The following is a 19,462-nucleotide window of genomic DNA, read 5'->3' as shown; positions in this document are numbered from 1 at the left end:
AAAATATTATAGAAAACCTTTTTCATAAAGATGCTCAGTCTTAATACTTTGTTCTCAATACTTAATTCCTAAGTGGTTTCCCCGTCTTCAACATTGCTTGAATTCTCTCTAACGTTTTTCTTTCCGTACATAAACTCAAAAAAGCTTCCCTTTCTAAATCTAATAGATACTGTTCTGTAACTAAAGTAGGTTCAGATAAATCTCCTCCAGCCATTACATAGGCCAGTTTATTAGCTATTTTCATGTCATGTTCAGAAATATATTTAGAATGTTCCATAGAATCCGTTCCTACTAAAAACATACCCAAAGCTTGTTTACCTAAAACCTTAACATCTTTACGTCTTGCAGGTTGAGTATAACCACTTTCTGCCATTAATTTTGCGTGTGCTTTTGCAGTTGCTATTTGTCTCTCTTTATTAACAACAATAACATCTTTTCCTTTTTGAAGTAAACCTAAATCAAATGCTTCATACGCAGAAGTAGATACTTTTGCCATACCAATAGTTAAGAAGTTTTCTTGTAAAACGTTTAATTCAACGTCTCCTTTTTGAAAAGAATCTGATGCTCTTAAAGCCATTTCTTTAGAACCACCACCACCAGGAATTACACCAACTCCAAATTCTACTAATCCCATATAGGTTTCTGCAGCTGCAACAACTTTATCTGCGTGTAAAGAGATTTCACAACCACCACCTAAAGCCATTCCATGAGGAGCAGAAATAGTTGGTATAGATGAATATCGCATACGCATCATCGTATCTTGAAAATGTTTGATGGCATAATTTAATTCATCATATTCTTGCTCTACAGCCATCATAAAAATCATACCAATGTTTGCCCCAACAGAAAAGTTTGCTGCTTGGTTACCAACAACCAAACCTTGAAAATCTTTTTCAGCTAAATCTATTCCTTTATTAATACCGGCTAAAACATCACCACCAATCGTATTCATTTTAGATTGGAACTCTATATTTAAAATTCCGTCTCCAATATCTTCTATAACAACACCAGAATTTTTAAAAACTTCGTTTGATTTTCTAATGTTATCTAAAATAATAAAACCATCTTGACCCGGTTTTTTAGTTTGAGATTTAGAAGGAATATCATAAAAATAAGTAGCACCTTCTTTAACTGAATAGAAAGATTTAGAACCAGAAGCTAACATTTCTGTTACCCAAGTTGCAGGTTCTGCTCCTTCAGCTTTCATTAATTCAATTCCTTTTTCTACACCAATTGCATCCCAAATTTCGAAAGGACCATTTTCCCAACCGAATCCCGCTTTCATGGCGTCATCAATCTTATACAATTCATCAGAAATTTCTGGAATTCTATTTTGAACATACGCAAACATTGCTGCAAAGTTCTTTCTGTAGAATTCTCCAGCTTTATCTTTTCCTCCAACCAACACTTTAAAACGGTCAATTGGCTTATCAATCGTTTTCGTAAGTTCTAAAGTTGCAAATTTTGCTCTTTTAGAAGAACGATATTCTAAAGTATCTAAGTCTAAAGTTAAAATTTCTTTTTTACCTTCAGTATTTACTGTTTTTTTATAGAAACCTTGTCCGGTTTTACTTCCCAACCATTTGTTTTCCATCATTTTATTGATGAATTCTGGAAGTTTAAATAAATCGTGAGCTTCATCATCAGGACAGTTTTCATAGATTCCGTTTGCAACGTGTACAAGCGTATCTAAACCAACAACATCCACAGTTCTAAAAGTAGCAGATTTTGGTCTTCCAATAACCGGACCTGTTAATTTATCGACTTCTTCAACTGTTAAGCCTAATTCTTTTACTTGATGGAATAAAGATTGAATTCCGAAAATTCCAATTCTATTCCCAATAAAAGCAGGAGTATCTTTTGCTAAAACAGAAGTTTTACCTAAAAATTTTTCTCCGTACATCATTAAGAAGTCAGTAACTTCTTGTTTACAGTCTGGACCAGGAACAACCTCAAAAAGTTTTAAATATCTTGGAGGATTAAAAAAGTGAGTAACCGCAAAATGTTTCTGAAAATCTTCACTTCTTCCTTCATTCATAAATTGAATAGGAATACCAGAAGTATTAGAAGAAATAATTGTACCAGGAGTTCTGTATTTCTCTAGTTTATCAAAAACAATTTTTTTAATGTCTAGTCTTTCAACAACAACCTCCATAATCCAATCTACATCCGCAACTTTTGCAATATCATCATCTAAATTACCAGTGGTAATTCTATTTGCAAATTTTTGATTATAAATAGGAGATGGTTTAGATTTTAGGGAAGCTGTGAGTGCGTCATTTACTAAACGATTTCTTACAACTTTGTCTTCGAGAGTTAGTCCTTTAGCCTTTTCTTTGTCGTTTAATTCTCTTGGCACAATGTCCAATAAAAGAACTTCAACTCCAATGTTTGCAAAATGACAAGCAATTCCGCTTCCCATAATCCCAGAGCCAATGATTGCTACTTTTTTAATTCTTCTAGTCATTTGTTTTTAAAATTTTTTGACGTATGATTTAAAAAGAAATAAGATGTAAGACTTTTGTATTCAGTCTAATTATCTCAGGTCATTCAGTCTTTAGTCAATTTTGTTATACTGCTTTATTTTTGTTAGTATTTTCGTAAATATCTTTATCTGCAATTAGTTTGTTAATGGTAGATGTTACTTTAAAAAATCCTGCTAAATCTTCTTTAGAAACATTTTCCATTACGGTTTCATTAAACTGTATTACATACGCTTTAGATATTTTACGCATTTCTTTGCCATACTCAGTTAATTTGATGATGACACTTCTACCGTCATCTGGGTTTTTCTCTCTAGAAATAGCCCCTTTATCTTCCATCGTTTTTAATATTCTAGAAAGACTTGTAGGTTCCATTCCCATTAAAGGGCCTAAAGCTGTAGATGGTGTACCGTTTAGCTTGTCTATATTTAATAAAACAAATGCGGTAGCCATTGTACTATCATGTTTTACGGCCTGCTCGTTATACACTTTAGCGACTGCTTGCCAAGTTGCTCTGAGCTCATGATCTATTGATTTTAATTTATTCATTATGTCAAATATATAAAAATTTATTATGCATGCATAGTAAATTTAGAAAAAGTTATGCGTGCATAGTAAATTTTAACAAATAATTTAGCCTTTTTAAGACCACATACTTGTGTTTCTTAAGTTGCGTTTTTATAATTATTATCTAAAAGGAGACCTTTTGTTTTTATTAATTGAAGTCTTTTTAAATTATATTGTAACGTTTTATCAAGTTTTTATACTAATCTTTTTAAAATATGTAAGTTTGTGATTACTGAGAACTTTCAGAAAAAAATTATTAAGAGGCAATGAAAAATTTATTAGAAGTTAATAATGTTGTAAAAAATTATGGTGATTTTAGAGCATTAAATGATGTTTCATTACATATACCTAAAGGATGTGTTTTTGGATTATTAGGTCCAAATGGAGCAGGGAAAACATCTTTAATTAGAATTATAAATCAAATAACAATGCCAGATAGCGGATCTATTATTTTAGATGGAGAAGTATTGGCACCTCATCATACAGCACAAATTGGTTATTTACCGGAAGAACGTGGTTTGTATAAATCGATGAAAGTAGGAGAGCAAGCCTTGTATTTAGCACAATTAAAAGGATTGAGTAAAGCTGAAGCAAAAAAACGTTTAAAATATTGGTTTGATAAATTTGATATTTCTGCTTGGTGGAATAAGAAAATTGAAGAACTTTCTAAGGGAATGGCACAAAAAGTACAATTTATTGTAACGGTGATGCACAATCCTAAATTATTAATTTTTGATGAACCTTTTTCTGGATTCGATCCTATAAATGCGCAATTAATTGCTAAAGAAATTTTACAACTTCGTGATGAAGGTGCAACCATTATTTTTTCTACCCACAGAATGGAATCTGTAGAAGAAATGTGCGATGAAATTGCTCTGATTGATAAATCGAACAAAATTTTAGACGGTAAGTTAGACGATATTAAGCGTCAGTTTAGAACGCATACGTTTCAAGTAGGCTTGCATACTGATCATCCTAAGGAAGTGGAAGCGAAATTAAAAGAGAATTTTGAGGTTTTTCCATCAAACTTTAAATTATTGAATGACAGTTTAACAATGAATATAAAATTAACAGAAGGAAATACTGCAAACGATTTGTTATCATTTTTAACAAGTAAGGGAGAAGTGCAGCATTTTGTAGAGTTGATACCAAGTGCAAATGATATTTTTATTCAGGCAATAAATAAGAACAATTAATAAAATGAGCAAGTTAAAACTAATTATACAGAGAGAGTTTATTGCAAAGGTTCGTAACAAATCTTTTATAATGATGACTTTTTTAAGTCCGTTATTAATGATTGGTATGGGGGCTTTGGTGTATTTTCTGATGCAAAAAAATGATGAGAAAGTTAAAGAAATCGTTTATGTAGATAATTCTGGGTTGTTTTCTAAAGAAGATTTTAAAGATTCTAAAACCATTCATTATACAGATTATACTGCTTTAGGAATTGAAGAAACAAAGAATAAGGTTGAAGAGGGAGATTATTACGGAGCACTAATTATCCCGAAACAAGATAGTTTAGAATTGTTGGCAAAATCGATAGAGTTTTATTCTACAGACTCCCCGGGAATGTCTGTTATGAGTTCTATGGAAAATAAAATTGAAACTAAAATTAGGCATGTAAAATTGAATAATTTTGGTATTGATATAGAAAAAATAGAAGCTTCTAAGATTAATACAGATATTAAAATGTATAATTTTTCTGGTGAAGAATCATCCAAATTAATAAACGGATTAAAAATAGGAGTCGGGGCTATTGCTGGTTACTTATTAATGATGTTTGTAATGATTTATGGTACTTCTGTAATGAGAAGTGTTATTGAGGAAAAGACAAGTAGAATTATAGAAATTATTGTTTCGTCTGTAAAACCATTCCAACTAATGTTGGGTAAAATTTTAGGAAATGCCTCTGCCGGTTTACTGCAGTTTTTAATTTGGGGTATTATACTATCTGTTATTTTGTTTGTTGCTCAGTCTGTTTTTGGAGTAGATATGGTAGAAGTACAATCTGCAAGAATACCTGCGGAACAAATGGATGCTGTACAACAAGCAACAGCAGGAGATAAAGGTCAGATGATTGTACAAGAAATTCTGAAACTACCAATTTTAAAAATGTTTGTGTTATTTATTTTTTACTTTCTAGGTGGTTTTATGTTGTATAGTTCTTTATTTGCAGCTGTTGGTGCTGCTGTAGACAATGAAACAGATACACAACAATTTATGATGCCAATAATGTTACCTCTTATTTTAGGAGTTTATGTTGGTTTTGCAACCGTTATAAATGATCCTCACGGATCTATTGCCGTATTGTTTTCTCATATTCCATTTACAAGTCCTATTGTAATGTTAATGAGAGTTCCTTTTGGTGTTTCTTGGTATGAATTGGTAATTTCTATGGCATTATTGTTAGTTACATTTGTATTTATGGTTTGGTTAGCAGCTAAAATTTATAGAGTAGGTATTTTAATGTATGGTAAAAAAGCTACCTATAAAGATTTGTATAAATGGCTAAAATATAAAGGATAATACTAGTTTTAATGAGAAAAATATTAGATTTTATAAATTCAAACTATGTAATAACAGATACTTTTAGTATCAGTATTCTGGATGTTCTTATTTTGACAATTACTTTAACAACTGCTTCTGTAGTGATAAGATTGTTAAAAAAAATAGTTAATAGAAAATTACTGCCAGAGAATGAATTAAAGGTTAGAAGTATTTTTTCTTATTTAACTTGGATTATCTATGTAGTTATTTTTTTAGTAACTATAAGTAAAATGGGGGTAAACTTAACGGCCCTTTTTGCAGCATCTGCAGCACTTTTAATTGGTGTTGGTTTGGCTTTGCAAACGTTATTTCAAGATATTATTTCGGGTGTTTTTATAATGATTGATAAATCTGTGCATGCTGGTGATATTATTGAGTTAGAAGGGAAAGTTGGTAGAGTAGAAGAAATAAAATTAAGAACCACTAGAGCGGTTACCTTAAATAATAAAGTATTAATAATCCCTAATCATTTATATTTAACCAACAGTTTGTATAATTGGACACAAAATGGCACTACCACAAGAGAATCTGTAAAAGTTGGAGTTGCTTATGGTAGCGACGTACAATTGGTAAAAGAATTGTTAATTAAAGCTGCAAAATCTCACCCAAGTGTTTTAGTTAGTCCACCAGTTTCGGTGCTTTTTGAAGATTTTGGAGATAGTTCGTTAAACTTTAAAGTAGTTTTTACACTTGCAGATAGTTTTAAAGCACAATATCCACAAAGTGATATTCGTTTTGAAATAGATAGATTATTTAGAGAACACAATATTTCAATTCCATTTCCTCAAAGAGATATTCATGTTTATTCTAATACGCAAGGACTTGTTAAATAAGGATTAAAATGAAGAGATGTATAATTGTTTTAGTATTATTTGTTAGTTTAATAACAAATGCACAGTTAACAGATTTGGCTAGAATAGAATATTCTTTTATTCCTAAAAAAGAATCTGATGATCAATATACTAGAATTAGAGCGTTGTTTAATTATCCTATAAAAATAAAAGAAGATAGTTATTTAATAATTGGTTCAGAATTTAATAGAATTTTTTTAAATTTAAAAGATGAATATCCTTTTGATACCTCGTTATTAGAAAACATTAATGTTATTGATTTAAATTTAGCATATACTCATAAAATGAGCGATCATTGGAGAGTTGCTTATAGTTTTACGCCTAGGTTAGCTGCAACCTTAACCCACAAAATAACAAGCGAAGATTTTTTTATTAACGGAGGTCTTTTTTTTATAAAAGATAGAACAAAAGATAAAAGCTTAGCAAAACCATATCGTTTAACTTTGGGCTTAACCTATAATACAACTGCGGGTATTCCTTTTCCATTACCATTAATAAATTACTTTAGGCAAGTAGATGAGAAATGGTCTTATACGGTTGGTGTGCCTAAAATGAATATAAAGTATAAAATAAACCCAGTAAACAGTCTACAATCTTTTGTAGGTTTAGATGGTTATTTTGCACATTTAAAGACGCCAATAATTATAAATAATAAAGAAGCAGACAATATATCTTTATCTGTATTGGTAGCAGGTTTAGGCTATGACTATCAGTTTACAAAGCATTTAGTGTTATTTGCTTATAGTGGTTACACTGTTAGATTGAGTAATGTTTTAAGAGATAAAGACAGAAAGAATGTATATACTTTAGATAAAGTAAATGCGTTTTATTTAAGAACAGGTATTAAATTTAAAATATAATGTCAAAGATTTTAATTATAGAAGATGAAGCTGCTATTAGAAGAGTTTTAACAAAAATTATTTCTGAAGAAAATGAAACTTATCATGTTGAAGAGGCAGAAGATGGTTTGTTAGGGATAGAGATGATTATGAATAATGATTACGATTTGGTCTTATGTGATATTAAAATGCCAAAAATGGATGGTGTTGAGGTATTAGAAAAGGCGAAGAAAATAAAACCAGAAATTCCTATTGTTATGATTTCTGGGCACGGAGATTTAGACACAGCTGTAAATACAATGCGTTTAGGTGCTTTTGATTATATTTCTAAACCACCAGATTTAAATAGACTTTTAAATACAGTTAGAAATGCTTTAGATAAAAAAGTATTGATTGTAGAAAATAAAAGGTTGAAGAAGAAGGTTAGTAAAAACTATGAAATGATTGGTGAAAGTGCTGCAATTTCTCAGATAAAAGAGATGATTGAAAAAGTAGCACCAACAGATGCAAGAGTTTTAGTAACCGGACCTAATGGAACAGGAAAAGAATTGGTTGCACATTGGTTGCACGAAAAATCTGATAGATCTAAAGGTTCTTTAATAGAGGTAAACTGTGCTGCTATTCCATCAGAATTAATAGAAAGTGAATTATTTGGTCATGTAAAAGGTTCTTTTACCGGAGCAAATAAAGACAGGGCAGGTAAGTTTGAAGCAGCAAACGGGGGAACTATTTTTTTAGATGAAATAGGGGATATGAGTTTGTCTGCACAAGCAAAAGTATTACGTGCTTTGCAAGAAAATAAAATTCAGCGTGTTGGTTCTGATAGAGATATTAAAGTAAATGTTAGAATTGTTGCTGCGACTAATAAAAACCTTAAAGTTGAAATAGAAGAAGGTAGATTTAGAGAAGATTTATACCACAGGTTAGCGGTTATCTTAATTCAAGTTCCATCTTTAAATGATAGAAGAGAAGATATTCCGTTATTAGTGGATTTTTTTACTGATAAAATTTCTGTAGAACAAGGAACTCCTAAAAAAGCATTTTCATCTGCTGCCATAAAGTTATTACAAGAATATGATTGGACAGGTAATATACGAGAATTAAGAAATGTAGTAGAGCGTTTAATTATTTTAGGAGAAAAAGAAGTCTCTGCAAACGATATTAAGATGTTTGCAAGTAAGTAGCTTACGTAGTTTCTAATAAGCTAATAATTTCTGTAAAACCTTTTGATTTTGCAATATCTAAGGCAGATTTGTTTTCTTTGTCTTTAAGAGATAAATCTGCATTTTGTTTCAATAAAAATGCCACCATTTTTGGTTGATTATACATGGTTGCAAAAATTAAAGGTGTATAACCAAGATTATTTTGTACGTTAATATTTGCATTATTTTTTAAAAGGAGTGCTGCTATATCAGTATTTCCTTTAAAAGCAACACCTAATAATGCAGTGTTTCCTTTTGCATCACTATAATTTACATTTGCCTTTTTATTAATAAGGGCTTCTGCAATTTCTATTTTATTAAAATAGGTTGCAAAAACTAATGGTGTAAAACCTCTTTTATCTAGTCTATTTGCCAATTCTGGAAACCTTTTTAAAAGTGTTTCTATTACATCGATATTTGCAGATTGAATTGCTTCAAAAAAAGTATTTAAAATATTCATAAGTAGTGTGTTTATTATAAGAGACTGTTTAAAAAGCATTAAATCTTGTCATGCTGAATTTGTTTCAGTATTTTAACTTACTGAAATTCAATCTTCATAAGAATCTGAAATAAATTCAGATTGACAAAAAAACGTGCTTTTTAGCCAGCCTCTTTTTTAAAATTAATTATTTAACATCAAATCTATCAGCATTCATCACTTTTGTCCAAGCTTTTACAAATGCATTTACAAATTTTTCTTTATTATCATCTTGCGCATATACTTCCGCGTAAGAGCGTAAAATAGAGTTAGAACCAAATACTAAATCTACACTGGTTGCAGACCATTTAAAAGTATCCGTTTTACGGTCTCTAATTTCATATAAACCTGCACCAACAGAATTCCAAGTATTTCCCATATCTGTTAAATTTACAAAGAAATCATTGGTTAAAGCACCTTCATTATCTGTAAAAACGCCATGTTTAGTTCCGTCGTAATTAGTACCTAGAACTCTCATTCCTCCAATTAAAATTGTCATTTCTGGAGCAGTTAAACCTAAAAGTTGTGTTTTATCTAACATCAATTCTTCCGGACTAACAATGTACTCTTGCTTTAACCAGTTTCTATATCCGTCTGCAATTGGCTCTAAAGGTTCAAAAGAGGCTGCATCTGTCATTTCATCTGTAGCATCTCCACGACCAGCAGTAAAAGGAACAGTGGTATTAAAACCTGTATTTTTAATTGCTTTTTCTACACCAACATTACCCGCTAAAACAATGGTATCAGCAATACTAATTCCAAATTCTGTGGCTATAGGAGTTAAAATACCTAAAACTTTGTTTAATCTTTCTGGTTCATTACCAGCCCAATCTTTTTGAGGAGCTAAACGAATACGAGCACCATTTGCTCCTCCACGCATATCAGAACCTCTATAAGTCCTTGCGCTATCCCAAGCAGTAGCAACTAATTCTGGTATCGTTAAATCGGTATTTGAAATTTTTTCCTTAACTAGGTTTACGTCATATTCTTTCTTTCCTTTAGGAATTGGATCTTGCCAAATTAAATCTTCAGAAGGTACATCCGGACCGTAATATCTAACTTTTGGTCCCATATCTCTGTGCGTTAACTTAAACCAAGCACGTGCAAACGTTTCAGAAAAATATTGGTGATCTTTACTGAATTTCTCACAGATTTTACGATAAATAGGATCTACTTTCATGGCCATATCTGCATCCGTCATCATAGGATTCAAACGAATAGAAGGATCTTCTACATCTACCGGTTTATCTTCTTCTTTAATATTAATCGGTGCCCATTGTGTAGCTCCTGCCGGACTTTTTGTTAATTCCCACTCATAACCAAACAAAAGGTCGAAATAACCATTATCCCATTTTGTAGGTTCTGTAGTCCATGCACCTTCTATTCCACTTGTTACCGTATCTCTACCAACACCAGATCTGGTAGGGTTAGACCAACCTAAACCTTGGTTTTCTGTAGGGGCTGCTTCTGGTTCTGGGCCTAATTTACTAGCATCTCCATTTCCGTGTGCTTTACCAACTGTATGACCTCCCGCAGTTAAAGCCGCTGTTTCTTCATCATCCATTGCCATACGAGCAAAAGTTTCTCTAATATGTAGCGCTGTTTTTGCAGGGTTAGATTTACCGTTAACACCTTCTGGGTTTACATAAACTAATCCCATTTGTACAGATGCTAATGGGTTTTCCATTGTGCTAGGATCTTCTACATCATTATAACGCTCATCACTTGGTGCTAACCATTCTTTTTCATTACCCCAATAGGTATCTTTTTCTGGTTGCCAAATATCTGGCCTACCAAATGCAAAACCATATGTTTTTAAACCCATAGATTCATAAGCAATGGTGCCAGCCAAAATGATTAAATCTGCCCAACTTAATTTGTTTCCATATTTTTTCTTAATCGGCCAAAGTAAACGTCTTGCTTTGTCTAAACTAGCATTGTCTGGCCAAGAATTTAAAGGCGCAAAACGTTGGTTTCCGCCACCACCACCACCACGTCCATCACTAACTCTGTAAGAGCCTGCAGAGTGCCAAGATAAACGAATCATTAATCCTCCATAGTGCCCCCAATCTGCTGGCCACCAATCCTGACTATCAGTCATTAATTTTGTTACATCTTCTTTTAAAGCATCAATATTTAAGCTTTTTAACGCTTCATGATAATTAAAGTCTTCACCAAGTGGGTTTACTTTTGTGTCATGCTGATGTAAAATATCTAAATTTAAAGAATTAGGCCACCAGTCGTTATTTGTTTCATTCGTAGTATTTCCTCCGTGAAAAGGACATTTAGAAATATCGCCAGAAGTATCTTTTAAGTTTTCCATTATGTATATATTTTAAATTTTATGTTTTAATTTTCGACAAAACTACAACATGTTTTCAAATAAATTTTATCTATTGTTTTTATATTTAAATAGTTAAAAACTATAAATATGATTTTTTTTAAAAGCATTATTTTTTAATACAGAATATTTAGTATAGCGTTAATCTATTTACAGTTCTTCTAAGTATAGTAAATAGTTATAGTGATATCAAAAGTTACCATTATAATTTCTACTTTTTTTTTTCTTTATTTTTATCTTTGTACCAGTAAAAATTAGAACATTAATAATTATAAAATTTATATAGAATGGCAACAGCAGTTGGAAAAAAATTCCCAGATTTAAATGTAGACGCAATGAATGAAATGGGAGATACGTTTAAGTTAAACGTATTGGAAGAAGCAGTAAATAACAAAAAGAAAGTGTTATTGTTCTGGTACCCAAAAGATTTTACATTTGTTTGTCCTACAGAGTTACATGCTTTTCAAGCAGCTTTAGGAGAATTTGAAAAAAGAAATACTATTGTAATTGGTGCTTCTTGTGATACTCCAGAAGTTCACTTTGCATGGTTAAGTACTTCTAAAGATAATGGAGGTATAGAAGGTGTTACATATCCAATTTTAGCAGATAGTAACAGAAACTTATCATCTATCTTAGGTATTTTAGATATTACGAATGAAACTTTTGATGAAGCTTCACAAACAATTCAAGTAGAAGGAGATAATGTAACTTATAGAGCTACTTATTTAATTGATGAAGAAGGAACTGTTTTTCATGAAGGTATTAATCACATGCCAGTTGGTAGAAATGTAAATGAATTTTTACGTTTAATTGATGCTTATGCGCACGTACAATCTCATGGAGAGGTTTGTCCTGCAAACTGGGAAGAAGGTAAAGAAGCAATGGCTCCTAATGCAAAAGGAACAGCTGCATATTTAGCATCTAACTAAAAAATAATTTGTTAAAAGGAAAATGTTCGTGTGAATTCGGGGGAATAAGCACGGGCTACTTTCCTATTATATATTAAAATATGGTACAAGAATTAAGTCAAGATAATTTAGCAAATATAGTTGCTGACAATAAGAAAGTAGTAGTACAGTATGCTGCAACTTGGTGTGGAAACTGTAGAATTATGAAACCAAAATTTAAAAAATTATCTTCAGAAAATGAAGAGATGGTTTTTGTAATTGCAGATGCAGAAAAATTTCCTGAAAGCAGAAAATTAGCAGATGTTAGTAATTTACCAACATTTGCCACTTTTGTAGACGGAAAACTTGTAAACCAAACACAAACAAACAAGTTAGATGTTTTAAAGGAACTTGTAAACGAAGTTGTTTAATTATGAAACTACCTGTAATAAAACATTTAACTAATTTTATCGAAGAAAACGATCAAGATTATGTGTTAGAAACAATTGAAACTTTAGAAGCTTTAACAGAAGTTCCTTCTTTAAAAGATGACGAATTAGATGTTATTGGCGAGATAATTTCTAATATGTATGGTGCTCTTGAAGTTGATAAAATGGTAAAAGATGGTACTCCAAAGAAAGAGGCGTTAAATACTTTTATGAAACGTGTTTTAGGTTCTATTGATAAATAAATAGTAACTATGTGTAGTGTATAGAATCTCAAGTGAAAGCTTGAGATTTTTTTTGTTTTATAATGCCTGGTAAAGCGTAATAGATTTTTTTTTCTGATATTGTTTTACGAGAGATGTGTTATTCGATTTATTATAACAGCTATAGAAATTTATTTTGCAGTTGTGCTGTAACCTCATTTCCTCTATAAATGGCACCTTCCATATAACCACCGTAACTGGTTGAAGTTTCTGAACCAGCAATTATAAATTTACCTTTTAGAAATTCTTTCTGATAAACGGAATGTCCATTATTAAAATGTGGATTGATAAAATTGTTGTTTTCAAAATTTAAAAGACCTTCTTTATTCCATACTTTTTCTTCATAAGAAAGATAGTTTAGTCCATCTTTACCAAAGAATTTAAAGAGTTGTTCTTGTATTTTTTTCTCTCTATTTTCTTTTGATTCATTTGACAAAGCACCATTTAAAAATCCCATTAAAGCAAAACGGTTATTCTCAAAATTAGAATGATCGTACATTTCTGTAAACGGACCAATATTACTAAACCCAACACCAGATAAACCTTGTTCTTTCCAAAACGGAGTTTTATAAACGATTGCAAATTTTATAGAATCTTTCATCCAGGTGTGTGTGTTATTTGCAATTTGTATGAGCTTTGTGTCTAATTCTGAAGTAAATAAAACTGAATTCACTAATAGTTGAGGTGGAATTGTAGAAACAACTACATTAGCAATAAATGCTGATTTTTCGGTGCTTACTTTTATACCCGTTTTAGTATCGTCAATTTTTAAAACTTTCTCGTTTAATTGAATTTCATCTTCAGTAAAATCTTTTATCAATTCGTCTAATATTGTTGCCGTTCCGCCAACAATTCTATAACTAATTTCTTGGTTTTTTGGCACTTTAAAACGCTGTGGTAAATTGTTGCTTTCTGCTTCAAACAAAGCGTCTCCATTCATATTTTGTTCAAATAAAGAGATGTTTAATTCTTTACAAACTTTTAATAATGCTTCATTATACCTCCAAAGCCAAGTTGCACCTAATTCAACTTTTGTATCATTTACTTTTTTAGTGTAAACTCTACCACCAATTCTATTGTTGGCTTCTAAAATTTGGATTGAAAAGCCCGCTTTTTTTAATTTATAGCCTAAATAAATACCTGAAATTCCTGCGCCAAGAATAATAATTTTTTTCTTCATTTTGATAAAAGAGAACCTTACTTATTTAATTTCGATTTAATAAAAAGACCCATTTCTTCACCCCAAACTTTATAAGTCAATTCTGATGGATGCACGCCGTCACTAAAATAAATTTTAGAATTATTTGTAGGTAAACTATGTTTTTTACTCCAATTTTTTAGCGTGATAACTTCATTGTAATAGAAAACGTTCTTTTTACTTTTAGTTATTGTCTGTAATCTCTCTCCTAAAATCTCTACCAAATTACCTATTACAAACTTTATAGGTTTTGTAAATGCAGGAAATTCTTTTATCGGAGGCATGTTTGTAAAGAATAGAGGAGTACCAGGAAATTTATTTTGTAATAAATTGATGAGATTTTCTATTGAATCAGCCCATTTTTTTGGGGAATTTAAGGTAAAGGCATCATTACCTCCCATACCTATAACAATAATATCTGTGGAAGTTTCTTCAATTTTAGGAATAATTTTTTCACAAACTTTTGCTAGAGTATAGCCACTTCTAGCATATACCCGCCAATTTATATTACTTTTTAAATTGATTGCGAGTGTATTTGATAAAGAACCGGTAAATCCATTTTTATGGTAGTCTACACCAACACCCGCAATAGTACTTTCTCCAATAGAAAGTATATGTAGCGTTTTATTAAAATTACCATTAACATAGCCTGTAGGTTCTTTTGCTTCGGGAAGTTTTGGTACTTTTTTTCTAATGTTTTTACCTTGAAAATATAAAAAGGGTAGTAATGGTACAGAAACTAATGCGCCTAAAAAGTATTTTACTTTATTCTTCATCCTTTTTTGCGTCATTTACTTTTTTAATGATGGCTTTTAAGCGTTCTCTATTTAACTGTTTTTCTAGCTTCACCTTATTAATTTTCTGATTCATCAATTTAGTGTGTTTTGCTTTATTAACAGAGTTTTTAGCTTTTCCTTTCCCTTTTTTTGGCATATTGTTAAATTATAGGTTTATTATTTTCTGTGGAATAACCACCAGTTCATATCTCTACTCAATTTAAAACCTAATTTCTCATATAGAGGAATTGCAGCATTCCCTTTATTGGTATGCAAGATAGGTAGTTTTTTTTCTTTTAATATTTCTTTTGTTGTATGATATATCAGTTGTTTAGCAAATCCTTTTCTTGTATAATCTGGATGTGTAACGACAGAACTAATTTCAATAAAATCATCAGTTTGCATTCGTTGTCCTGTAATAGCAACTAGTTTATCGTCTTTAAAAATACCAAAGAATTTCCCCATTTCAAAACCTTTCTTTTGATAAAAACCTGGCATCACCAACCAAATTAAATCATATACTTCATTTATGTGTTCTTGTGTTAATAACACAATATCTTCTGTAATTTCTACAGCTATTAAGTTCTCTAATACCATTTGGCATCCGTTTATTTTTTTCTCAAGAACTACATACCTATCATCTATTGTAGGGGTATCTTTTTCTGAAACTAAAAAGAATTTTTCTGCAATTTTAGAATGGGCTGTTAAAGCATTGGCTGTTTTTTCGGCATCAAAAAAAGAGCCAAAAGAACAGGTCTCTGCCTGATAGAACTGCACGCCATCATACTTTAATAAAGAGGTGTTGTGGGTTTCATTTAATGAATACCAAACAGGGTTTTTTAGTTTTTGTTCTAAGTCTTTCATCAGAAATAAATATATAAAAAAAAGCTCACAAACTGCGAGCCTTTTATTTTGTTTCTCGTTTTAAAAAAGTATTATAATTCTTTTTTAAATAGTTTAGAGTTCTCTGTAAACTGAGTTAAAAATATTTTAGCGTCTCCGTATACTTCAGTTTTGCTTTTATCTGAAGCTTCTATAGTAATACTTTCTGAAGCGTTTATAGTAATCGTAGCTGAGTCTTTTATATTACTTGTGCAAGTAGTTGTACTTAGTTTTTCTCCGTTTAACGCTGAGTTTTCTAGTGTAATTGCATTAAATAAATTAGCCGTTCCTTCAATATTTAAAGTAGAATTACCAATCATTCTTGTGTTTAAGTTTTCTGCTTTAATAATCATATCTACCTTACAAGATTCAGCTAAATCTAGGTCTACATCTTTACTTTCTATATTTAATTTACTTTTAGATCTCAATTGAATTCGAGATTTATTATTATTTAAGAGCTTAAATCTATCAGCTTGTATCTTTAAATCTGCTATTCCATAATCGTTTATTTTAAGTAACATAGAGGTTGTTTTTATGGTACTTAAAGACTCTATTTCTGCATCATCATTTAAAGTTATTTCTTTTAATGCGTCTTTATAATTTAAAGTAATATTTAATTTTTTTGCTTTTAACTTTTTATCAGTAGTTATTGTTAAGATAGAGTCTGTAACACTAAAAAGGATATGTTTATGTAGGTTTTTATCAGTTTCTATGTCTATTGATGAAGACATATTAGAGATTGCTAATTCAACTTTAAAATCATTATTTATAACCACACTATGAAAAGGAGCTAAGTCTGTTTTTATCTTTGATATTAATCTATTTCCTTTTATTTTTTCTTGACTATAAGTTGTGTTAAATAAAGCGAATACTAATATTAATAATAATGTAGTTTTCTGTTTCATATTTTTTCTTGCTATAAAAATTAAAAACCATTTCAAAAAAATATTGAAATGGTTTTTATTATAAAAATTAAGGTAAACCTTAAGCTAACATTGTAACCGGGTTTTCAATAAATGTTTTTAATGTTTGTAAAAATTGAGCTCCAACAGCACCATCTACAGTTCTGTGATCTGATGTTAAAGTTAAATTCATTGTATTACCAACAACTATTTGTCCGTCTTTTACAACTGGTTTTTGTACAATTGCACCAACAGATAAAATAGCTGAGTTAGGTTGGTTTATAATAGAGTTAAAGCTACCAATACCAAACATACCTAAGTTAGAAACCGTAAAAGTACTTCCTTGCATTTCTGCTGGAGCTAATTTTTTATTTCTAGCTTTACCTGCTAAATCTCTTACACCTGCACCAATTTGAGTTAAACTCAATCCGTCTGTATGTTTAATTACCGGTACTAATAAACCATCATCTACAGCTACAGCTACACCAACGTGTATATGACTGTGATAAATTGTATTTGCCTCGGTCCAAGAAGTATTAACTTGTGGATGCTTTTTTAATGCCATTGCACATGCCTTAACTACCATATCGTTAAAAGATACTTTAGTGTCTGGCATTGCATTTATTATTTTTCTAGATGCCATTGCATTGTCCATATCAACTTCAATATTTAAACTGAAATCTGGAGCTGAGAATTTAGAGTTACCTAAAGACTTAGCAATTGCTTTACGCATTTGAGAATTCTTAACTTCTTCTGAGTTTTCTACACCAGTAGCAGCAACATTTGCAGTAGTAGGAGCAGCCTCAACTTTAACCGCAGGAGTATAGTTTTCTATATCTTTTTTAATGATTCTTCCGTTTTCACCAGAACCCTTTACATCTGCTAAATTAATTCCTTTATCAGAAGCTATTTTTTTAGCTAATGGAGATACAAAAATACGTCCGTTAGCTGTATTGTTTGTAGTAGAAACAGTTTTAGTTTCTTCTACTTTAGCAGCTGGTTTTGTTGCAGCCTTTTCTTCTGTTTTAGCAGCAGGAGCAGTTGTGTTTTCTGTAGCTGCTGATGCATTACCTCCATTAGCAACTAGTGCAGAAACATCTGTTCCAGCAGGGCCAATAATAGTTAATAAGCTATCTACAGGAGCAGTTTCTCCTTCTTGTACACCAATGTAAAGAATAGTTCCTTCATAGAAACATTCAAATTCCATTGTTGCTTTATCTGTTTCAATTTCAGCAAGCATATCACCTTCAGAAACTTCATCTCCAACTTTCTTTAACCAAGTTGCAATGGTTCCATCAGTCATTGTATCACTTAAACGCGGCATTGTAATTACTTGCACTCCTTCTGGAATTGTAGTAGATTCTGTAGCACTTGTTTCTGTAACCGTTTCTTCTTTTACTTCTTCAGTAATAGTTTCTTCCTTTGCAGGTTCTGAACTACCGTTTATAATTGCAGAAATGTCTTCACCTTCTTCACCGATAATCGCTAATAATACATCAACAGGAGAAGTTTCTCCTTCTTGAATACCAATATATAAAAGAGTTCCTTCATAGAAAGACTCAAATTCCATTGTTGCTTTGTCAGTTTCGATTTCGGCTAAAATATCACCTTCCTCAATTTTATCTCCAACATTTTTTAACCATTTTGCCACAACACCTTCTTCCATGGTGTCACTTAGTCTGGGCATATTTATAATTGTAGCCATATCTTAACTTATAAAAGGATAATCTTCTTGTTCATAAACCATATCATACATTTGTTCAGGTTCTGGGTAAGGAGAATCTTCTGCAAATTGCTCACATTCTTTTACTTTTACTTTTACCTCTTTATCTACTGCAGCTAATTCTTCTGCGGTAGCATACCCTTTTTCTAAAATAATGTCTTTTACTTGCGTAATAGGATCTATTTTTTTGTACTCTTCTACTTCATCTTTCGTTCTGTAGTGTTGTGCATCAGACATTGAGTGACCTCTATATCTATATGTTTTCATTTCTAAGAAAGTTGGTCCATCACCACGTCTAGCTCTATCTAAAGCTTCGTCTATAGCTTCGGCAACTTTAATAGGGTTCATTGCATCTACTGGGCCACAAGGCATTTCGTATCCTAAACCAAGTTTCCAGATATCTGTATGGTTTGCTGTTCTTTCTACAGAAGTACCCATTGCATATCCATTGTTTTCACAAATAAAAATAACAGGTAATTTCCATAACATAGCTAAATTAAAAGCTTCGTGTAAAGAACCTTGTCTTGCAGCACCATCTCCAAAACATGTTAATGTTACACCACCAGTATTATTGTATTTATCACCAAAAGCAAGACCTGCACCTAAAGGAATTTGACCTCCAACGATACCATGACCACCATAAAAACGGAATTCTTTTGAAAAAATATGCATAGAACCACCCATTCCTTTAGACGTTCCAGTAACCTTTCCATATAATTCTGCCATTACACGTTTAGGATCTTCTCCCATACCAATTGGTTGTACGTGGTTTCTATAAGCCGTAATCATTTTGTCTTTAGATAAGTCCATTGCATGTAATGCACCTGCTAAAATTGCCTCTTGCCCATTATATAAGTGCAAGAAACCTCTAACTTTTTGTTGAATGTAAACAGAAGCAAGTTTGTCTTCGAACTTACGCCAAAAAAGCATGTCTTTGTACCAATCTAAATAGGTCTGTTTGGTGATTTCTTTCATTTTTAGTGATATTGTTTGTTTTAAGGTTATTAAAATTTACTCTTTCAATAACCAGTCACAAAAATAACTGTTTTTGATAGAATAAAAAAACTAGATTAGTTT

Annotated in this window: 19 protein-coding genes; 8 read left to right on the top strand and 11 right to left on the bottom strand. The window is 31.3% G+C overall.

All coding sequences use genetic code 11. From position 1 onward, the window contains the following. Positions 1-61: 61 nt before the first annotated feature. Together KV700_RS07070 and KV700_RS07065 are read right to left on the bottom strand one after the other, a co-directional pair. Positions 62-2,467 (bottom strand): 3-hydroxyacyl-CoA dehydrogenase/enoyl-CoA hydratase family protein, encoded by a 2,406-nt coding sequence (locus KV700_RS07070; protein WP_218599621.1) that lies wholly within the window; start codon positions 2,465-2,467, stop codon positions 62-64. 103 nt (positions 2,468-2,570) lie between these two features. After that, complete coding sequence (locus tag KV700_RS07065; RefSeq protein WP_218599620.1) at positions 2,571-3,032, bottom strand: MarR family winged helix-turn-helix transcriptional regulator; 462 nt, start codon at positions 3,030-3,032, stop codon at positions 2,571-2,573. Between the two features lie 284 nt (positions 3,033-3,316). Here KV700_RS07065 and KV700_RS07060 point away from each other — a divergent pair, with 284 nt between their 5' ends. Genes KV700_RS07060 through KV700_RS07040 form a run of 5 tightly spaced genes read left to right on the top strand, consistent with a single transcriptional unit; the run spans position 3,317 to position 8,471 of the window. Continuing rightward, positions 3,317-4,246, top strand: coding sequence for an ABC transporter ATP-binding protein (locus KV700_RS07060; protein WP_166385339.1), 930 nt, complete (start codon positions 3,317-3,319; stop codon positions 4,244-4,246). A 4-nt stretch (positions 4,247-4,250) separates the two neighbouring features. Next, positions 4,251-5,576: an ABC transporter permease gene (locus KV700_RS07055; RefSeq protein ID WP_166385337.1), complete on the top strand. Its 1,326-nt coding sequence runs from the start codon at positions 4,251-4,253 to the stop codon at positions 5,574-5,576. An 11-nt stretch (positions 5,577-5,587) separates the two neighbouring features. Further along, positions 5,588-6,430: a mechanosensitive ion channel family protein gene (locus tag KV700_RS07050; RefSeq protein ID WP_218599619.1), complete on the top strand. Its 843-nt coding sequence runs from the start codon at positions 5,588-5,590 to the stop codon at positions 6,428-6,430. Between the two features lie 8 nt (positions 6,431-6,438). Further along, on the top strand, positions 6,439-7,308 hold the full coding sequence (locus KV700_RS07045) for a DUF6268 family outer membrane beta-barrel protein (protein WP_218599618.1): 870 nt from the start codon (positions 6,439-6,441) through the stop codon (positions 7,306-7,308). Further along, the gene (locus KV700_RS07040) at positions 7,308-8,471 is read left to right on the top strand and encodes a sigma-54 dependent transcriptional regulator (RefSeq protein ID WP_166385330.1); all 1,164 of its coding nucleotides are present in this window, start codon (positions 7,308-7,310) and stop codon (positions 8,469-8,471) included. The genes KV700_RS07045 and KV700_RS07040 overlap by 1 nt, the downstream gene beginning before the upstream one ends. A gap of 1 nt (position 8,472) precedes the next feature. Here the strand turns inward: KV700_RS07040 and KV700_RS07035 are convergent, their stop codons facing one another. Continuing rightward, positions 8,473-8,949: an ankyrin repeat domain-containing protein gene (locus tag KV700_RS07035; protein WP_218599617.1), complete on the bottom strand. Its 477-nt coding sequence runs from the start codon at positions 8,947-8,949 to the stop codon at positions 8,473-8,475. 166 nt (positions 8,950-9,115) lie between these two features. Further along, complete coding sequence (katG, locus tag KV700_RS07030; RefSeq protein WP_218599616.1) at positions 9,116-11,290, bottom strand: catalase/peroxidase HPI; 2,175 nt, start codon at positions 11,288-11,290, stop codon at positions 9,116-9,118. A 305-nt stretch (positions 11,291-11,595) separates the two neighbouring features. Between katG and KV700_RS07025 the strand changes: the two genes are divergently transcribed. From KV700_RS07025 to KV700_RS07015, 3 genes are all read left to right on the top strand, one after another. Further along, positions 11,596-12,237, top strand: a complete 642-nt coding sequence (locus KV700_RS07025) for a peroxiredoxin (RefSeq protein ID WP_218599615.1) — start codon at positions 11,596-11,598, stop codon at positions 12,235-12,237. 80 nt (positions 12,238-12,317) lie between these two features. Further along, positions 12,318-12,626, top strand: a complete 309-nt coding sequence (locus KV700_RS07020) for a co-chaperone YbbN (protein WP_166385322.1) — start codon at positions 12,318-12,320, stop codon at positions 12,624-12,626. 2 nt (positions 12,627-12,628) lie between these two features. Continuing rightward, positions 12,629-12,886 (top strand): hypothetical protein, encoded by a 258-nt coding sequence (locus KV700_RS07015; protein WP_166385320.1) that lies wholly within the window; start codon positions 12,629-12,631, stop codon positions 12,884-12,886. 139 nt (positions 12,887-13,025) lie between these two features. Here KV700_RS07015 and KV700_RS07010 read toward each other — a convergent pair whose 3' ends face one another. From KV700_RS07010 to pdhA, 7 genes are all read right to left on the bottom strand, one after another. Then, positions 13,026-14,084, bottom strand: coding sequence for an FAD-dependent oxidoreductase (locus KV700_RS07010; protein WP_218599614.1), 1,059 nt, complete (start codon positions 14,082-14,084; stop codon positions 13,026-13,028). 17 nt (positions 14,085-14,101) lie between these two features. Continuing rightward, positions 14,102-14,878: an SGNH/GDSL hydrolase family protein gene (locus KV700_RS07005; RefSeq protein WP_240914586.1), complete on the bottom strand. Its 777-nt coding sequence runs from the start codon at positions 14,876-14,878 to the stop codon at positions 14,102-14,104. Further along, a complete protein-coding gene (locus tag KV700_RS07000; protein WP_166385314.1) occupies positions 14,868-15,035 on the bottom strand; it encodes a hypothetical protein in 168 nt (55 codons plus the stop codon). Before KV700_RS07000 ends, KV700_RS07005 begins: the two co-directional genes overlap by 11 nt. Before the next feature lie 20 nt (positions 15,036-15,055). Further along, positions 15,056-15,742 carry a GNAT family N-acetyltransferase gene (locus tag KV700_RS06995; protein WP_166385312.1) on the bottom strand — a complete coding sequence of 229 codons (687 nt, stop codon included), beginning with the start codon at positions 15,740-15,742 and terminating at the stop codon, positions 15,056-15,058. A gap of 71 nt (positions 15,743-15,813) precedes the next feature. Next, positions 15,814-16,665, bottom strand: coding sequence for a DUF2807 domain-containing protein (locus KV700_RS06990; RefSeq protein WP_166385310.1), 852 nt, complete (start codon positions 16,663-16,665; stop codon positions 15,814-15,816). A 79-nt stretch (positions 16,666-16,744) separates the two neighbouring features. Beyond that, positions 16,745-18,367 carry a pyruvate dehydrogenase complex dihydrolipoamide acetyltransferase gene (locus KV700_RS06985; RefSeq protein WP_218599613.1) on the bottom strand — a complete coding sequence of 541 codons (1,623 nt, stop codon included), beginning with the start codon at positions 18,365-18,367 and terminating at the stop codon, positions 16,745-16,747. A 3-nt stretch (positions 18,368-18,370) separates the two neighbouring features. After that, positions 18,371-19,360 carry a pyruvate dehydrogenase (acetyl-transferring) E1 component subunit alpha gene (gene pdhA, locus KV700_RS06980; RefSeq protein WP_166385306.1) on the bottom strand — a complete coding sequence of 330 codons (990 nt, stop codon included), beginning with the start codon at positions 19,358-19,360 and terminating at the stop codon, positions 18,371-18,373. Positions 19,361-19,462: the final 102 nt, after the last annotated feature.

The organism is Polaribacter sp. NJDZ03, from assembly GCF_019263805.1.
Lineage (GTDB): Bacteria > Bacteroidota > Bacteroidia > Flavobacteriales > Flavobacteriaceae > Polaribacter.
The sequence above is the reverse complement of the archived record's forward strand: the minus strand, read 5'-3'. Positions and strand labels throughout refer to the sequence as shown.

Bases quoted from the DNA above. Each gene is read 5' to 3' on its own strand.
- KV700_RS07070 (WP_218599621.1), bottom strand. From the start codon at position 2,467: ATGACTAGAAGAATTAAAAAAGTAGCAATCATTGGCTCTGGGATTATG.
- KV700_RS07065 (WP_218599620.1), bottom strand. From the start codon at position 3,032: ATGAATAAATTAAAATCAATAGATCATGAGCTCAGAGCAACTTGGCAA.
- KV700_RS07060 (WP_166385339.1), top strand. From the start codon at position 3,317: ATGAAAAATTTATTAGAAGTTAATAATGTTGTAAAAAATTATGGTGAT.
- KV700_RS07055 (WP_166385337.1), top strand. From the start codon at position 4,251: ATGAGCAAGTTAAAACTAATTATACAGAGAGAGTTTATTGCAAAGGTT.
- KV700_RS07050 (WP_218599619.1), top strand. From the start codon at position 5,588: ATGAGAAAAATATTAGATTTTATAAATTCAAACTATGTAATAACAGAT.
- KV700_RS07045 (WP_218599618.1), top strand. From the start codon at position 6,439: ATGAAGAGATGTATAATTGTTTTAGTATTATTTGTTAGTTTAATAACA.
- KV700_RS07040 (WP_166385330.1), top strand. From the start codon at position 7,308: ATGTCAAAGATTTTAATTATAGAAGATGAAGCTGCTATTAGAAGAGTT.
- KV700_RS07035 (WP_218599617.1), bottom strand. From the start codon at position 8,949: ATGAATATTTTAAATACTTTTTTTGAAGCAATTCAATCTGCAAATATC.
- katG (WP_218599616.1), bottom strand. From the start codon at position 11,290: ATGGAAAACTTAAAAGATACTTCTGGCGATATTTCTAAATGTCCTTTT.
- KV700_RS07025 (WP_218599615.1), top strand. From the start codon at position 11,596: ATGGCAACAGCAGTTGGAAAAAAATTCCCAGATTTAAATGTAGACGCA.
- KV700_RS07020 (WP_166385322.1), top strand. From the start codon at position 12,318: ATGGTACAAGAATTAAGTCAAGATAATTTAGCAAATATAGTTGCTGAC.
- KV700_RS07015 (WP_166385320.1), top strand. From the start codon at position 12,629: ATGAAACTACCTGTAATAAAACATTTAACTAATTTTATCGAAGAAAAC.
- KV700_RS07010 (WP_218599614.1), bottom strand. From the start codon at position 14,084: ATGAAGAAAAAAATTATTATTCTTGGCGCAGGAATTTCAGGTATTTAT.
- KV700_RS07005 (WP_240914586.1), bottom strand. From the start codon at position 14,878: ATGAAGAATAAAGTAAAATACTTTTTAGGCGCATTAGTTTCTGTACCA.
- KV700_RS07000 (WP_166385314.1), bottom strand. From the start codon at position 15,035: ATGCCAAAAAAAGGGAAAGGAAAAGCTAAAAACTCTGTTAATAAAGCA.
- KV700_RS06995 (WP_166385312.1), bottom strand. From the start codon at position 15,742: ATGAAAGACTTAGAACAAAAACTAAAAAACCCTGTTTGGTATTCATTA.
- KV700_RS06990 (WP_166385310.1), bottom strand. From the start codon at position 16,665: ATGAAACAGAAAACTACATTATTATTAATATTAGTATTCGCTTTATTT.
- KV700_RS06985 (WP_218599613.1), bottom strand. From the start codon at position 18,367: ATGGCTACAATTATAAATATGCCCAGACTAAGTGACACCATGGAAGAA.
- pdhA (WP_166385306.1), bottom strand. From the start codon at position 19,360: ATGAAAGAAATCACCAAACAGACCTATTTAGATTGGTACAAAGACATG.